Source organism: Pseudomonas sp. RIT288 (assembly GCF_000631985.1).
Classification (GTDB): domain Bacteria; phylum Pseudomonadota; class Gammaproteobacteria; order Pseudomonadales; family Pseudomonadaceae; genus Aquipseudomonas.
Genome location: NZ_JFYN01000005.1, coordinates 220,049 through 235,118 on the forward strand (window position 1 = coordinate 220,049; position 15,070 = coordinate 235,118).

Consider the following 15,070-nt stretch of genomic DNA (forward strand, 5'->3'; position numbering starts at 1 on the left):
CGTTTCGCGAACCTGAAATTCGCGCGACATGCTTACTTTTTCTTGCGTACGTACAGCACCAGATTGTGATCTACCAGATCAACACCGTGCTCCTCGGCGATTGCCTTCTGGAGCTTTTCGATTTCCGGACTGACGAATTCGACGACTTCACCGGTTTCCACGTTGACCATGTGGTCGTGGTGGCCACCGTCGGCCAGTTCGAATACCGCGTGGCCACCGTCGAAGTTGTGACGGACCACGAGGCCAGCGGCTTCGAACTGGGTCAGAACACGGTAAACCGTGGCCAGACCGACGTCCTCGCCCGCTTCCATCAACGCCTTGTAGACGTCTTCGGCACTCATGTGACGCTGCTCGGTAGAGTCGAGCATTTGCAGGATCTTGACCCGTGGCAGGGTCACTTTGAGGCCGGCTTTGCGTAGTTCGCTATTTTCAACCATGGTCAGCTTTCTCGCGATGCTGCTTCGCAGCTTCTCTTAATGCGGGTATGATCGGCGTTTACGTTGTCCCAGCCAAGATAGTGGAAGTCGCCCACCGATGCAAAACACCAAGCTCTTGCTAACCAGTTTCACCTTTGTGGGACTGCTCGCACTCGCCGGTTGTTCATTCCCCGGGGTTTACAAAATCGACATCCAGCAGGGCAATGTCGTCACGCAGGACATGATAGACCAGTTACGCCCGGGAATGACCCGTCGGCAAGTACGGTTTATCATGGGTAACCCTCTGCTGACCGACACGTTCCATGCCGATCGCTGGGATTATCTGTACAGCCTGCAACCTGGAGGCGGTGAACGCCAACAGGAACGCATGAGTGTTATTTTCAACTCTAACGACCAGCTTGTCAGCCTGTCCGGTGACTTCATGCCGGGCGTGAGCCGTGACGAAGCCATTCTCGGCAAGGACAGTGGCACCAGCGTGACCGCCCCTGCTGAAAACGCCGAGAAGCCGAAGCCGGAACAACCAGCCAAACCAGGCTCCTTGCTGGATTCGATCCAGAAGGACGTGGACGGTGTTGAAACCGTTCCGGTTCCGACGCCTGAGCCGCTGGACACCTCGCCGCAGTAATGTGCGAGGCAATAAAAAACCCGGAATCACCGGGTTTTTTATTGCCTGCTATTTGCTCAGCCTACTGATTTCGTGCCTTGGCTTCGGCAGCCTTGGCCGCCCGCAAGCGCCGAACCTCTTTCGGATCCGCCAGTAGCGGCCGGTAAATCTCGATGCGATCCCCCGCCTGACTCAAGCGAACCTGTGGATCAGCAACGACCTTGCCGAAGATCCCCAGCGGACATTCGTTCAGGTCCAGCTCCGGAAATTCATCGCCAATACCCGACTTGAGCACCGCCTCACGTACTGTCGCGCCCTCAGGGACGCGCAAAGTGCGCAGAACCTGACGATCCACGGCGGCATACACCACTTCAATCTCGATCACCGGATCAATCATGCATCTGCTTGGCACGCTGGCAGAACGCATCCACCAGCGTATTTGCCGCCTGATTGAACAGCGGGCCGAGTGTCGCGCGCACCAGCGGGCCGGCGTAATCGAAAGACAGGTCAAGACTGATCTTGCAGGCCTTCTCGTTCAAGGCCTTGAAGACCCAGACGCCATGCAGTTGGTTGAACGGCCCCTCTTCCAGGTTCATCTCGATCGACTGCCCCGGCACCAGCGTATTACGCGTGACGAAGTGCTGACTCAGACCGCCCTTGGCCACGCCAACGCTGGCGCGCATGTGCTCGGGCGAGCTCTCCAGCACCTCGGCGGACGAGCACCACGGCAGGAATTCCGGATAACGCGCGACGTCGTTGACCAGGTCGTAGAGGAATTGCGCCGGGTATGGCAGCAACGCCGATCGTTGAATATGTGTCGTCATGTAAGCGTTACTTCCAGAGCTGAGCGGCAAACACTACAAGAATGCCGATAGGCGCCACGTAGCGCATCAAGAACAAGGACAGGGCAAACAGCGCCGGGTTACGAATCGACAACTCGTCACGCACCGCATCACGCCCCATCACCCAACCGGCAAACAGCACGAAGCACAGGCCACCGAGCGGCAACATGATCCGCGAGGTGAAGAAATCGATCACGCCGAAGAAGTCCAGACCACCCGCCGCTCCCCATTGGTAGAGGTGGAACAGCCCGCCATCGTTCACGAAAAATTTGGCTTCCTTCCAGATATTGAAGGAGAAAACCGTACCCAGACCGACGAACCAGCAAATGAATGCCAGCCAGAAAGTCACCCAGCCACGGCTGATTTTCGTGCGTTCAACCAGATAGGCAACCATCGGTTCGAGCAAGGAAATCGCCGAGCTCCAGGCGGCAATTGCCACCAGGACAAAGAACACCACGCCCATCAACTGACCGAAAACCACGTTACCGAAGGCAAATGGCAGACTGACGAACATCAGGCCCGGGCCTTCGCTAGGGTTCAAACCGCCGGCAAACACAATCGGAAACAATGCCAGACCGGCCACCAGCGAAACGAAGGTGTCGAGCAACGCTACACCGACTACGGTGCCGGACAGCGAGGCTTCCTTGGTCATGTACGCGCCGTAGATCATGATCGAGCCAACGCCCACGCTCAGGGAAAAGAACGCATGGCCCATGGCGGGCAGCAAGCCGTCGAGGACTTTTTCCGGATGGAAATCGAACATGAAATGCACGCCTTCCATGAAATGCCCGGTGGTCATGCTGTAACCCAGCAGCACCAGCACCATCACGAACAGCAGCGGCATCATGATCCGCAGACTGCGTTCGAGCCCGGCGACCACGCCCTTGGCGATCACCACAGCCGACAACAGCATGAAAACTGTGTGCCAAAGTGTCAGGCGCCAGGGATCGGAGATCACATTGCCGAAATAAGCGCCGACCTGCTCCGCCGTGGCACCCTGAAAGTCCCCGCGCCCCATGTCGATGATGTAATCCAGTGACCAGCCGCCAACCACACTATAGAAAGACAGGATCAGCAACGCCGTGATCATCCCGGCAAATGCGCCCCACGACCACTTGCCCGAATGCCCGGCTTCCAGCGCCAGCACCTTCAGGGCGTTCGCCGGACTCTGTCGTGCGCGGCGGCCGATCAGGGTTTCAGCCAGCATGACCGGGATCCCGATCAGGGCGATACAGGCCAGAAACATCAGCACGAAGGCGCCGCCACCGTAGACCCCGACCATGTAGGGGAATTTCCAGATGCTGCCCAGTCCCACGGCCGAGCCGGTCGCGGCGAATATGAAAACCCAGCGGCTAGCCCAACTGCCGTGGACAGAAACCTTGTCTGTCGACATTGAATATCACGCCCAAGCGTTAGAAAAAGAGGCCGCATTGTCCGGGATTCACTCAACCTGCTCAAGCACGCAGCATCACCGTAGCCGAGGACCGTTTATCTCCATATAATGCCGCCCCTATGGCTAAACAGAAGAAACACCCAACAGGGACCATCGCGCAGAACAAAAAGGCGCGACACGATTACTTCATCGAACATCGTTTCGAGGCTGGTCTGGTCCTGGCCGGCTGGGAAGTAAAAAGTCTGCGGGCAAGCAAGCTGCAACTGGTCGACAGTTACGTCCTGCTCAAGGATGGCGAAGCCTGGTTGCTCGGCAGTCATATCACGCCGTTGATGACCGCCAGCACTCACGTCATCGCCGACCCAACCCGCACCCGTAAACTGCTGCTCAACAAGCGCGAGCTGGAAAAACTCGCCGCTGCCGTGCAACAGAAAGGCTACGCCTGCGTGTGCCTGTCCTTCTACTGGAGCAAGCACATGGTCAAGTGCGAGATCGCTCTGGGCAAGGGCAAGAAGGAATACGACAAGCGTGACACCGAGCGCGAACGCGACGCCGGTCGTGAGTTGCAGCGCGCAGTGCGCAACAAGGGCAAGGAAGAATAATTTTTTCTGCCTGAAAAGATCGCAGCCTGCGGCAGCTCCTACACAGGAATGAGAATGTCCCTGTAGGAGCTGCCGAAGGCTGCGATCTTTGTGCTTCTAAAAGCTACATTCCTTTGCGCCGCTCCGCCCGAGCCATGCGCTGAACTTCCTGCCGCACCTCCTCCAGCACTTCCTGCACATACAGAATGTGCCGACTGGAAACCTCGCGCGCCTGCTCCGCACGCCCCTCGATAATCGCCAGATACAGCTCCCGGTGCTGAGAGATCAGCATGTCGCGGGTTTCCGCGCGCTGTTTGTACATACCGCCGATATTGGTCACCACGTTGCGCTTGAGCAGATCGAACAGCCCGCGAATGGTGTGCAGCAGCACTGCGTTGTGGCTAGCTTCAGCGATCGCCAGATGAAACTTCGCATCCGCCGCGCCCTCCTCCGCCCGACTCACTTCGTCATGCCGCGTATAGCAATCCTGCAGCTCGTTGAACGCCACGGTAAGCCGCTCGCGATCCACGTCGGTAGCGCGCAATGCTGCGTAATAGGCGCACGATGCCTCCAGAGTGTGCCGAAACTCCAGCAAATCGCGCTGAGCTTCCGGGTTGCTCTCCAGCAGCAATAGCAGGGGATCGCTGAAGGTCGAGCCGAGCGTTTCCACTACATAGTTGCCGCCGCCCTGGCGACTGACCAGCAAGCCCTTGGCCGCCAGTTTCTGAATCGCTTCGCGCAACGACGGACGCGACACGCCGAACTGCTCGGCCAGGGCGCGCTCGGCCGGAAGCCGCTCACCGGACTTCAGTGTGCCCTCGAGGATCATCCCCTCGAGTCGCTCGACAATATCGTCAGACAAACGGCGCTGACGAATCTGATCAAACCCCATAACTCATTTCTCCACGATCCCGACCGCTCGCCGGGCTCTCTATTCTGGCCTATCGGGGACCCGCCGACACCTGTCAGAGCACATTCGCCCGACCGGATCAGATGCCATCTGCGCTGCTTATTCGACAAAAGTTTCAGGGCGACAAATTGACACACCGACATCAAGGCTTTTACCCTAGCCAACAGCGATTGTAAATTGGTATTACCAATTAACCAAGAACGCTGACAGTGCCTGACCAACAACAATTAGGGGCCACCCCATATGCAAACCTGGCAACAGCTCTATACCCCGCTCGGCAGTCTCGGCGTCTCCGCACTCGCGGCCGTCATCCCCATCGTGTTCTTCTTTCTGGCTCTGGCGGTGTTCCGCCTCAAGGGGCATGTGGCCGGCAGCATCACGCTCGCCCTGTCGATTGCCGTGGCGATTTTCGCCTTCCACATGCCGGTCGACATGGCCTTCGCCGCGGCCGGATACGGCTTTGCCTATGGTCTGTGGCCGATTGCCTGGATCATTGTCGCGGCGGTGTTCCTCTACAAACTGACTGTGAAGAGCGGTCAGTTCGAGGTCATTCGCAGTTCGGTACTGTCGATCACCGACGACCAGCGTCTGCAAGTGTTGCTGATCGGCTTCTGCTTCGGTGCGTTTCTGGAAGGTGCCGCCGGTTTTGGCGCACCCGTGGCGATCACCGCAGCACTGCTGGTCGGCCTCGGGTTCAACCCGCTGTACGCCGCTGGCCTGTGCCTGATTGCCAACACCGCGCCGGTGGCGTTCGGCGCTCTGGGCATTCCGATCATTGTTGCGGGTCAGGTGACGGGCATCGACGCGTTCAAGATCGGCGCCATGACCGGCCGCCAATTGCCGCTACTGTCGCTGTTCGTGCCGTTCTGGCTGGTGTTCATGATGGACGGCATGCGTGGCGTGCGTGAAACCTGGCCGGCAGCGCTGGTTGCAGGCTTGAGCTTCGCTGTGACCCAGTACTTCACTTCGAACTTCATCGGCCCGGAGCTGCCGGACATCACCTCGGCCCTGGCCAGCCTGATTTCCCTGACCCTGTTCCTCAAAGTCTGGCAGCCAAAACGTGCCGCCGGTCAACATATTGCCGGCGCCGTTTCGGCCTCGGTGGTAACTGCCAGCGCAGGAGGTTTCGGCCAGAAGCGCAGCACCGTGGCGTCGCCTTACAGTCTCTGGGAAATTTTCATTGCCTGGTCGCCATTCCTGATCCTCACCGTGCTGGTAACCATCTGGACCCTCAAGCCGTTCAAGGCCATGTTTGCCGCCGGTGGTTCGATGTACGCCTGGGTGTTCAACTTCGCGATTCCGCACCTTGATCAATTGGTGATCAAGACTGCTCCGATCGTCGCCACCCCCACCGCGATTCCAGCGGTGTTCAAACTCGACCCGATTTCCGCGACCGGTACCGCGATTTTCTTCTCGGCGCTGATCTCGATCCTGGTACTGAAGATCAACTTCAAAACTGGTCTGACCACTTTGAAAGAGACCTTCTACGAGCTGCGCTGGCCTATTCTGTCGATCGGCATGGTGTTGGCGTTCGCCTTCGTCACCAACTATTCCGGCATGTCTTCGACCATGGCGCTGGTGCTGGCCGGTACGGGCGCCGCGTTCCCGTTCTTCTCGCCGTTCCTCGGCTGGCTGGGCGTGTTCCTCACCGGTTCGGATACCTCGTCCAACGCCCTGTTCAGTTCGCTGCAGGCGACCACCGCCCACCAGATCGGCGTCAATGACACCTTGCTGGTCGCCGCCAATACCAGCGGCGGCGTGACCGGCAAAATGATCTCGCCACAATCAATCGCCGTGGCCTGCGCTGCGACCGGGCTGGTGGGCAAGGAATCGGATCTGTTCCGCTTCACCCTCAAGCACAGCCTATTCTTTGCCACGATTGTCGGCCTGATCACTCTGGCCCAGGCCTACTGGTTCACCGGCATGCTGGTGCACTAAACCTATAAACAAAACGGAAATAACCGACGCCGGCTGGTGATTCCGGCGTCAGCAATTCACCACCCGGTCTGTAAGGCTGCTGAAAGCAAGGCTCTTTATATTCAGCAGCCGCCACAGACGGATAACCGGGCCCACCCGGAGACACGCCTGATGAGCGAGCTTTTCTACAATGCTGTGCCCAACGCCACTCGCGTCGCACCGCCACTGCCAGAACCTCGGCAATACCCCAGCGAAAAACCGTCTCGGGTCTACCTGTTCGGCACCTGCGTGGTCGACCTGTTCTATCCCGAAGCCGGGATGGACGCGATCCACTTGCTGGAGCGCGAAGGCATCCGCGTCGAGTACCCGCAAGGGCAGAGCTGCTGCGGGCAACCGGCCTACACCTCGGGTTACACCGAGCAGGCGCGGACGGTAGCGCGCTCGCAACTGGCGCTGTTTGCCGGGGATTATCCGGTGGTGGTGCCGTCGGGTTCCTGCGCGGGCATGCTGCGCGAGCACTATGCCGACTTGTTCAAGGACGAGCCGCAAACGTTGAAACAGGTGCAGGCCCTCGCGGCCCGCACCTATGAGCTGGCCGAGTTTCTGCTGTTCGTTTGCAAGGTGCAGCTCAAGGACAGCGGCGAGCCGGTCAAAGTCGCGCTGCACACCTCGTGTTCGGCACGCCGCGAGATGAACACCCACCTGCACGGTCGCGAGTTGTTGGCGCAGTTGAGCAACGTGGAACGGGTCAACCACGACCACGAAAGCGAATGCTGTGGCTTCGGTGGGACATTCAGCGTCCGTATGCCAGACATTTCCGGCGCGATGGTGGCTGACAAGACCCGGGCGTTGAAGGAATCCGGCGCGCACAAGGTCTTGAGTGCCGACTGCGGCTGTTTGATGAACATCAACGGCTCGCTGGAAAAACAGCAGGAAGCACTGCGCGGGCAACACCTGGCGAGCTTCCTCTGGCAACGAACCGGAGGTGCGCAATGAGCACCTCCGCGATTATTCCTACGGTCGCCGTAGAAGAGGATTTCCGCACCCGGGCGCACAACGCCTTGGGTGATCAGCAGTTACGGAACAACTTCCGCACTGCGATGGATTCACTGATGACCAAACGGGCAGCGGCTTTCAGCGATGCCCACGAAAGAGAACACTTGCGCGCCCTGGGCAACTCGATCAGGGCGCGTGCGCTCTCCAAGTTGCCCGACCTGCTCGAGCAACTGGAAAAGAACCTGACCCGCAACGGTGTGACAGTGCACTGGGCGGAAACGGTGGACGAGGCCAACGGCATCGTCCTTTCGATCATCCGCGCTCACGAGGCGCGGCAAGTGATCAAGGGCAAATCGATGGTCAGCGAAGAGATGGAGATGAACCATTTCCTCGAGGCTCAAGGTGTTGAATGCCTGGAGTCCGACATGGGGGAATACATCGTCCAGCTCGACCACGAGAAGCCTTCACACATCATTATGCCGGCGATCCACAAGAATGCCGGTCAGGTCGCGTCCTTGTTCCACGACAAACTTGGCGTGGAGTACACCAAGGACGTTGACCAACTCATTCAGATCGGTCGCAGAGTCCTGCGGCAGAAATTCTTCGAAGCGGACATCGGCGTTTCCGGCGTCAACTTCGCCGTGGCCGAAACCGGCACCTTGCTGCTGGTGGAGAACGAAGGTAACGGGCGTATGACCACCACCGTGCCACCGGTGCACATCGCCGTCACCGGCATCGAAAAGGTTGTGGAAAACCTGCGCGACGTGGTGCCACTGCTGTCGCTGCTGACCCGCTCGGCGCTGGGCATTCCGATCACCACCTACGTCAACATGATCTCCGGCCCGCGCAAGGAACATGAACTCGACGGCCCGCAGGAAGTGCATCTGGTGCTGCTCGATAACGGTCGCAGCCAGGCCTTCGCCGACAGCGAACTGCGCCAGACCCTGAACTGCATCCGCTGCGGTGCCTGCATGAACCATTGCCCGGTTTACACCCGCGTCGGTGGTCACACCTATGGCGAGGTGTACCCGGGACCGATCGGCAAAATCATCACCCCACACATGGTCGGCCTGGCGAAAGTCCCGGATCACCCGAGCGCTTCGTCGTTGTGCGGTGCCTGCGGTGAAGTGTGCCCGGTGAAAATTCCGATCCCTGCCCTGCTGCGCCGTCTGCGCGAAGAAAACGTCAAAGCCCCGGACAGTCCAAATCAAGTGATGCGCGGTCAGGGCAGCAAGTACTCGCGCAAGGAACGCTTCATCTGGAACGCCTGGGCGAAACTCAACAGCTCGCCGACGCTGTATCGGTTGTTCGGCTTCTTCGCCACGCGCCTGCGCGCCCTGACCCCGAGCAATGTCGGGCCATGGACGCAAAACCACAGCGCACCGAAACCCGCCGCCCGCTCACTGCACGACATGGCCCGTGAGCACCTGGCCAAACAGGGAGACCGCTGATGAGCGCCAAGCAAAATATCCTCGCCAAGCTGCGGAAAAGTCTGACTGGCGCCACACCGATTGCCGACGACTTCGACGTCGATCTGGTGACCCAGCCTTACACCTACAGCGCCGAGCAACGCATTCCGCAACTGCGCAAACTGATGGAAGCGGTGCACACCGAGATCCATCTGACTACCGGCGCAGACTGGCCGGCGCTGCTCGCGCAATTGCTGCGTGATCGCCAACTGCCAAGCCTGCTGATCGCACCGACTACGCCCCACGGACTGCGCATCACACAGCACTGGGCGAACAATCCTGATCTGCCGACGCTGAAATCCTACAACCGGCCGATGGAAGAATGGAAAGCCGAGCTGTTCAACGACACCCCGGCCAGCCTCACTGGCACGCTCGGTGCGATCGCCGCCACTGGCAGCCTGATTCTCTGGCCCACTCGTGAAGAGCCGCGATTGATGAGCCTGGTGCCGCCCGTGCATTTCGCCCTGCTCAAGGGCAGTGAAATCCGCGACAACTTCTATCAGGTGCAACAGGAATTCGAGTGGGCCCATGGTATGCCGACCAATGCGCTACTGGTGTCCGGCCCGTCGAAAACCGCCGACATCGAACAAGTGCTGGCTTACGGCGCCCACGGCCCGAAAGATCTGGTGGTACTGATCCTGGAGGACCAATGACGCTTCCGGTGAACTTCCTGCGCGATGCGCAGCAACTGATTCCAGCGGAGCGCCGTTTCGACGATCCACTGTCGACATTGGCCTTCGGCACCGACGCCAGTTTTTATCGGCTGATTCCCAAACTGGTGATCAGCGTCGAGTCCGAAGACGAAGTGGTGGCGCTGCTGAAACTGGCCCAGCGTGATCAAGTCCCGGTGACCTTCCGCGCCGCCGGCACCAGCCTTTCCGGGCAGGCAATCAGCGATTCAGTGCTGATTGTGCTTGGGGATAACTGGAACGCTCGCGAGATTCGTGATCAAGGCCTGCAAATCCGTCTGCAGCCGGGCGTGATCGGCGCGCAAGCCAACGCGTGGCTGGCACCGTTCGGGCGCAAGATCGGCCCGGATCCGGCGTCGATCAACGCCTGCAAGATCGGCGGCATCGTCGCCAACAACGCCAGCGGCATGTGTTGCGGCACCGCGCAAAATACCTATCACACTCTGGCCGGAATTCGCCTGGTACTCGCCGACGGCACCCGTCTCGACACCGAAGACGCCGCCAGTGTCGCCGCGTTTCGCGCCAGCCACGGTGATCTGCTGGAGCGCCTGGCGACATTGGGCCGTGAGACTCGCGCCAATGCCGAACTGGCTGCGAGAATCCGCCACAAATACCGTCTGAAAAATACCACCGGCCTGTCACTCAACGCGCTGGTGGATTTCGACGAGCCTGTGGATATCTTGAGCCACCTGCTGGTCGGCTCCGAAGGCACCCTCGGCTTCATCAGCGCGGTGACCTACGACACGGTGATCGATCACCCGAACAAGGCCTCGGCTCTGATTGTGTTCCCGGATGTGGAAACCTGCTGCAACGCAGTCACCGTGCTGAAAAGCCAACCGGTGTCGGCGGTGGAATTGCTCGATCGGCGCAGCCTGCGCTCGGTGCAGGACAAACCGGGCATGCCGGATTTCGTACAGCAGCTGTCGAATAATGCCTGCGCGCTGCTGATCGAATCCCGCGCCGCCTCGTCCTCTTTGCTGCAGGAACAACTGGCGCAGATCATGGCTTCGCTGACCCGTTTCCCGGTGGAGAAGCAGGTCGATTTCACTGAAGACCCGGCCGAGAACGCCAGGCTCTGGGCGATCCGCAAGGACACCTTCCCCGCTGTCGGCGCCGTGCGTAAAACCGGCACCACGGTGATCATCGAAGACGTGACCTTCCCGGTCGAACAACTGGCTATCGGCGTCAATCGCCTGATCGAGCTGTTCGACAAACATGCCTACGACGAAGCGATCCTTTTCGGACACGCACTGGAAGGCAATCTGCACTTCGTCTTCACCCAAGGCTTCAACAGTCCGGAAGAAATCGCACGCTATCAAGCGTTCATGGACGACGTGGCGCAACTGGTGGCGGTGGAATTCGGCGGTTCGCTGAAGGCTGAACACGGCACCGGGCGCAACATGGCACCGTTCGTTGAGCTGGAATGGGGCAGCGATGCGTATCAGTTGATGTGGCAGCTCAAACGCCTGCTCGATCCCAACGGCATCCTCAACCCCGACGTGGTGCTCAGCGAAGATCCACAGATCCACCTCAAGCACCTCAAGCCGCTGCCAGCGGCTGACGAGATTGTCGATAAATGCATCGAGTGCGGCTTCTGCGAACCGGTCTGCCCGTCGAAAGGCCTGACCCTCAGCCCACGCCAGCGCATCGTGATCTGGCGTGATATTCAGGCGAAAAAACGCGCCCGCGTTGACACCACCGAACTGGAACAAGCCTACGAGTACCAAGGCATCGAAACCTGCGCCGCGACAGGCTTGTGCGCTCAGCGTTGCCCCGTAGGCATCAATACCGGCGAACTGGTGAAAAAGCTCCGCGCCCGTAACGCCACGCATCAGAAAACCGCTGACTGGATCGAAGGAAATTTCGCCAAGACCCTGCAAGGCGCACGCTTCACCCTGCACGTGGCCAACGGCGCACGGATGCTGCTCGGCGCACCGCGTCTGGCGAAGCTTTCGGCGACCCTGACACGTTTGTCCAAAGGCCAGGTGCCGCTATGGACCCACGCGATGCCGCAACCGGAAAAAGCCATTCGCTTCAGCCCGAGCGTGTCCGACGAACGTCCGCGCGTGGTGTATCTGGCGGCCTGCGTTTCACGGGTAATGGGCCCGGCAGCCGGTGACAAGGAGCAGATGTCGCTCTACGACAAAACCCGTGGCCTGCTGGAAAAGGCCGGTTACCAAGTGGTGTTCCCGGACAATCAGGACAACCTCTGCTGCGGTCAGCCTTTCGCTTCCAAAGGCTATGCCGAACAAGCCGAACACAAGCGTCAGGAACTGATCAGCGCCCTCCTCCATGCCAGTCGCGGTGGACTCGATCCGATCTATTGCGACACTAGCCCCTGCACCTTGCGCCTGGTGCAAGACGTGGGAAATGTGCGCCTGGATCTGTATGACCCGGTGCGCTTCATTCGTACGCATCTTCTCGATCGACTGGAGTTCACCCCGCAAGAGGCACCGATTGCGGTTCACGTGACCTGCAGCACGCAGCATCTGGGCGAGAGCCAGGCGCTGATCGATCTGGCGCGCAAATGCAGTAAAACCGTGGTAATCCCGGAAGGCATTCATTGCTGCGGGTTTGCCGGTGACAAGGGCTTCACCACCCCGGAGTTGAACAGCCATTCACTGCGCACGCTCAAGGACACGGTGCAGCATTGCAGCGAAGGCATTTCCACCAGCCGCACCTGTGAGATCGGCCTGACGCAACACGGCGGCATCGACTATCACGGACTGGTCTATCTGGTGGATCGGGTGACCCGGGCCAAGGCCTGCTGAAGAAAAATAGAACCCTTGCGTGCGACCGTAGTCCACAGAACAGACCCCGAAAATCGGGGTTTTTCTTCCACTCGGTTGCCCGTCCTGACGGCCAGCGCAGTCTGGATCCCTCAGTTCAAGGAGATACACATGAAACGTTCTGTACTGTTAGGTCTGTTCGTTACTGCCTCGATGATGGCCTCCACCTCGTTCGCCGCCGACAAGCCTGCCGACCTGTGCGATGCCAATATCCAAACCATCAACAATGCCAAGGGCCAGCTGTCATCGTCGCCGGAACTGAGCCAGCGTGCTGAAGCCAGCGTCAGCAAGGCACAGGCGCTGAAAGCCGAGGGCAAGATTGACGACTGTGTCGCGGAAACCTCGCAAACCATCGTGGAACTGCGCAAATCAACCGGTACCAACAACTGATTCACGCCCCGGCCAACCTTCGGGTTGGCCTCGGGGGTCGTTTGGCGTACACTGCGCAGGCTTGTTGCCTCACCTGATTTACGAGGCAATGAGTTCGGGGCCGATTAGGATTCGACGCCGGTGACGAAACTTTAGGTGCATGCCGACTTGGTAACAGAAGTCGTAAATCCACTGTTGCAACTTCTTATAGTTGCCAATGACGACCAATACGGTGCTGCTCTCGCTGCTTAATTGCAGCTGACATGCACTCCTGGCGCCTTCGGGCCCAGCAATCATCAGGGGATGTCTGTAAACCCGAAATGATTGTCATATAGAACAGAATCGCCGTGCAGTACGTTGTGGACGAAGCGGCTAAAACTTACACAACTCGCCCAAAGCACCCTGCCCGTCGGGTCGCTGAGGGTTAACTTAATAGACACGGCTACGCATGTAGTACCGACAGCGGAGCACTGGCGGACGGGGGTTCAAATCCCCCCGGCTCCACCACTTCATCATCTAAAGACGTCCACGGACGTCTTTTTTTGTGCCTGAAATCCAGTAAATGCGGGAGTTTCAGGGCTATTGGGGGCTTTCGAGGTTTTTTGAGTTCCAGGCGATTTGGTATTCCCAATGGTATTCCCGGCTACCCGGCGCTAATCTTGGGAATACCAAAAGGTGTCATGGAGTACTTCTCATGTGCGCTCAAACCACCCGCCTCTCCGACCGCCAGCTCAAGGCGGTCAAACCGAAAGACAAGGATTACGTCCTCACCGATGGCGACGGGCTCCAGCTGCGAGTCAGGGTCAATCGCTCGATGCAGTGGAATTTCAACTACCGGCATCCAGTAACCAAGAACCGAATCAACATGGCACTCGGCTCCTATCCCGAGGTTTCTCTTGCGCAAGCCAGGAAGAAAACCGTTGAGGCCAGAGAGCTGCTTGCACAGGGCATTGACCCCAAAGCTCAGCGTAATGAACTGCAGGAAGCCAAACGAGCGGAAACGGAACATACGTTCGAGAACGTAGCCACCGCGTGGTTCGAATTGAAGAAGGATTCCGTCACCCCGGCGTATGCCGAAGACATCTGGCGCTCGCTCACACTACATGTTTTTCCAAGCATGAAATCAACGCCGTTATCGGAAGTGAACGCCCCGATGGTCATCAAGCTGCTTCGTCCGATTGAGGCCAAAGGCAGCCTCGAGACGGTTAAGCGAGTGAGCCAGCGCCTTAACGAGATCATGACCTACGGGGTCAACTCCGGAATGATCTTTGCCAACCCTCTCAGCGGCATTCGAGCGGTATTTAAGAAGCCCAAGAAAGAAAATATGGCCGCGCTGCCACCTGATGAGCTTCCGGAGCTCATGATGGAAATCGCGAACGCCAGTATCAAGCGGACGACCCGCTGCCTGATCGAATGGCAACTTCATACCATGACCCGCCCCGCCGAGGCGGCCACCACTCGATGGGCAGACATCGACTTCGACAAACGCATCTGGACCATCCCTCCGGAGCGCATGAAAAAGCGGCGTCCGCATACAATCCCGTTGACCGAACATGCACTCTCATTATTGGAGACGCTTAAACCCCATAGCGGCCACAGGGAATATGTGTTCCCGTCGGATAGAAATCCGCGCACCCACGCGAATAGCCAGACCGCCAACATGGCGTTGAAACGAATGGGTTTTCAGGACCGCTTGGTCAGCCACGGCATGCGCTCCATGGCCAGCACAATCCTAAACGAGCATGGGTGGGATCCGGAGCTAATCGAAGTCGCGCTGGCGCATGTTGATAAAGACGAAGTTCGAAGCGCCTACAACCGGGCGGATTACATCGAACGCCGGCGTCCGATGATGGCTTGGTGGAGTGAACATATCCAGAAAGCAGCCACCGGCAGCCTGTCAGCATCAGCCATCAATCAAACCAGGGACCGCAACGTAGTGCCGATCCGCTGAGCATCCAAGGTTAACGATACCGCCGACAGTCCGTGTAGTGCCGCATGGCGACAGAAATGACGACTGTCGCTAAATCTCTGGTATGTCTGCGCTTGTTCAGCCAAGCCCCTGAGTATGGGAAGG

At 58.9% G+C, this 15,070-nt stretch carries 14 protein-coding genes and 1 other RNA gene; 10 read left to right on the forward strand and 5 right to left on the reverse strand.

The genetic code is table 11. The annotated features are described in order from the left end of the window. Positions 1-32: 32 nt before the first annotated feature. Positions 33-437: a ferric iron uptake transcriptional regulator gene (gene fur, locus BW33_RS06910; RefSeq protein WP_003221515.1), complete on the reverse strand. Its 405-nt coding sequence runs from the start codon at positions 435-437 to the stop codon at positions 33-35. 97 nt (positions 438-534) lie between these two features. On the opposite strand from fur, the gene BW33_RS06915 reads away from it, so the two are divergent. Beyond that, complete coding sequence (locus tag BW33_RS06915) at positions 535-1,062, forward strand: outer membrane protein assembly factor BamE (RefSeq protein ID WP_003221514.1); 528 nt, start codon at positions 535-537, stop codon at positions 1,060-1,062. Between the two features lie 61 nt (positions 1,063-1,123). On the opposite strand, the gene BW33_RS06920 is transcribed toward BW33_RS06915, so the two are convergent. Genes BW33_RS06920 through BW33_RS06930 form a run of 3 tightly spaced genes read right to left on the reverse strand, consistent with a single transcriptional unit; the run spans position 1,124 to position 3,276 of the window. Further along, positions 1,124-1,438 carry an RnfH family protein gene (locus BW33_RS06920; protein ID WP_047597940.1) on the reverse strand — a complete coding sequence of 105 codons (315 nt, stop codon included), beginning with the start codon at positions 1,436-1,438 and terminating at the stop codon, positions 1,124-1,126. Next, positions 1,431-1,865 (reverse strand): type II toxin-antitoxin system RatA family toxin, encoded by a 435-nt coding sequence (locus BW33_RS06925; RefSeq protein ID WP_047597941.1) that lies wholly within the window; start codon positions 1,863-1,865, stop codon positions 1,431-1,433. Before BW33_RS06925 ends, BW33_RS06920 begins: the two co-directional genes overlap by 8 nt. Before the next feature lie 7 nt (positions 1,866-1,872). Beyond that, a complete protein-coding gene (locus BW33_RS06930) occupies positions 1,873-3,276 on the reverse strand; it encodes a sodium-dependent transporter (protein WP_047597942.1) in 1,404 nt (467 codons plus the stop codon). A 119-nt stretch (positions 3,277-3,395) separates the two neighbouring features. On the opposite strand from BW33_RS06930, the gene smpB reads away from it, so the two are divergent. After that, on the forward strand, positions 3,396-3,878 hold the full coding sequence (gene smpB, locus BW33_RS06935) for an SsrA-binding protein SmpB (protein WP_003221505.1): 483 nt from the start codon (positions 3,396-3,398) through the stop codon (positions 3,876-3,878). 103 nt (positions 3,879-3,981) lie between these two features. On the opposite strand, the gene BW33_RS06940 is transcribed toward smpB, so the two are convergent. Further along, positions 3,982-4,749: a GntR family transcriptional regulator gene (locus BW33_RS06940; protein WP_047597943.1), complete on the reverse strand. Its 768-nt coding sequence runs from the start codon at positions 4,747-4,749 to the stop codon at positions 3,982-3,984. Between the two features lie 261 nt (positions 4,750-5,010). Here BW33_RS06940 and BW33_RS06945 point away from each other — a divergent pair, with 261 nt between their 5' ends. From BW33_RS06945 to BW33_RS06980, 8 genes are all read left to right on the forward strand, one after another. Continuing rightward, positions 5,011-6,705, forward strand: coding sequence for a lactate permease LctP family transporter (locus BW33_RS06945; RefSeq protein ID WP_047597945.1), 1,695 nt, complete (start codon positions 5,011-5,013; stop codon positions 6,703-6,705). A 150-nt stretch (positions 6,706-6,855) separates the two neighbouring features. Beyond that, complete coding sequence (locus tag BW33_RS06950; RefSeq protein ID WP_047597946.1) at positions 6,856-7,680, forward strand: (Fe-S)-binding protein; 825 nt, start codon at positions 6,856-6,858, stop codon at positions 7,678-7,680. Further along, positions 7,677-9,131, forward strand: coding sequence for a LutB/LldF family L-lactate oxidation iron-sulfur protein (locus BW33_RS06955; protein ID WP_047597948.1), 1,455 nt, complete (start codon positions 7,677-7,679; stop codon positions 9,129-9,131). The genes BW33_RS06950 and BW33_RS06955 overlap by 4 nt, the downstream gene beginning before the upstream one ends. Further along, a complete protein-coding gene (locus BW33_RS06960; protein WP_047597950.1) occupies positions 9,131-9,802 on the forward strand; it encodes a LutC/YkgG family protein in 672 nt (223 codons plus the stop codon). Before BW33_RS06955 ends, BW33_RS06960 begins: the two co-directional genes overlap by 1 nt. After that, on the forward strand, positions 9,799-12,609 hold the full coding sequence (locus BW33_RS06965; RefSeq protein ID WP_047597951.1) for an FAD-binding and (Fe-S)-binding domain-containing protein: 2,811 nt from the start codon (positions 9,799-9,801) through the stop codon (positions 12,607-12,609). Before BW33_RS06960 ends, BW33_RS06965 begins: the two co-directional genes overlap by 4 nt. Positions 12,610-12,738: 129 nt before the next feature. Continuing rightward, complete coding sequence (locus tag BW33_RS06970) at positions 12,739-13,017, forward strand: hypothetical protein (RefSeq protein ID WP_047597953.1); 279 nt, start codon at positions 12,739-12,741, stop codon at positions 13,015-13,017. A 96-nt stretch (positions 13,018-13,113) separates the two neighbouring features. Continuing rightward, positions 13,114-13,503, forward strand: a transfer-messenger RNA (tmRNA) gene (ssrA, locus tag BW33_RS28310). Positions 13,504-13,690: 187 nt separating this feature from the next. Beyond that, entirely contained in the window at positions 13,691-14,947 is a 1,257-nt protein-coding gene (locus BW33_RS06980; RefSeq protein ID WP_047597955.1) for an integrase domain-containing protein, read from the forward strand. Positions 14,948-15,070 lie beyond the last annotated feature (123 nt).

Bases quoted from the DNA above. Each gene is read 5' to 3' on its own strand.
- BW33_RS06945 (WP_047597945.1), top strand. From the start codon at position 5,011: ATGCAAACCTGGCAACAGCTCTATACCCCGCTCGGCAGTCTCGGCGTC.
- BW33_RS06960 (WP_047597950.1), top strand. From the start codon at position 9,131: ATGAGCGCCAAGCAAAATATCCTCGCCAAGCTGCGGAAAAGTCTGACT.
- fur (WP_003221515.1), bottom strand. From the start codon at position 437: ATGGTTGAAAATAGCGAACTACGCAAAGCCGGCCTCAAAGTGACCCTG.
- BW33_RS06920 (WP_047597940.1), bottom strand. From the start codon at position 1,438: ATGATTGATCCGGTGATCGAGATTGAAGTGGTGTATGCCGCCGTGGAT.
- BW33_RS06925 (WP_047597941.1), bottom strand. From the start codon at position 1,865: ATGACGACACATATTCAACGATCGGCGTTGCTGCCATACCCGGCGCAA.
- BW33_RS06940 (WP_047597943.1), bottom strand. From the start codon at position 4,749: ATGGGGTTTGATCAGATTCGTCAGCGCCGTTTGTCTGACGATATTGTC.
- BW33_RS06980 (WP_047597955.1), top strand. From the start codon at position 13,691: ATGTGCGCTCAAACCACCCGCCTCTCCGACCGCCAGCTCAAGGCGGTC.
- BW33_RS06970 (WP_047597953.1), top strand. From the start codon at position 12,739: ATGAAACGTTCTGTACTGTTAGGTCTGTTCGTTACTGCCTCGATGATG.
- BW33_RS06915 (WP_003221514.1), top strand. From the start codon at position 535: ATGCAAAACACCAAGCTCTTGCTAACCAGTTTCACCTTTGTGGGACTG.
- smpB (WP_003221505.1), top strand. From the start codon at position 3,396: ATGGCTAAACAGAAGAAACACCCAACAGGGACCATCGCGCAGAACAAA.
- BW33_RS06955 (WP_047597948.1), top strand. From the start codon at position 7,677: ATGAGCACCTCCGCGATTATTCCTACGGTCGCCGTAGAAGAGGATTTC.
- BW33_RS06930 (WP_047597942.1), bottom strand. From the start codon at position 3,276: ATGTCGACAGACAAGGTTTCTGTCCACGGCAGTTGGGCTAGCCGCTGG.
- BW33_RS06950 (WP_047597946.1), top strand. From the start codon at position 6,856: ATGAGCGAGCTTTTCTACAATGCTGTGCCCAACGCCACTCGCGTCGCA.
- BW33_RS06965 (WP_047597951.1), top strand. From the start codon at position 9,799: ATGACGCTTCCGGTGAACTTCCTGCGCGATGCGCAGCAACTGATTCCA.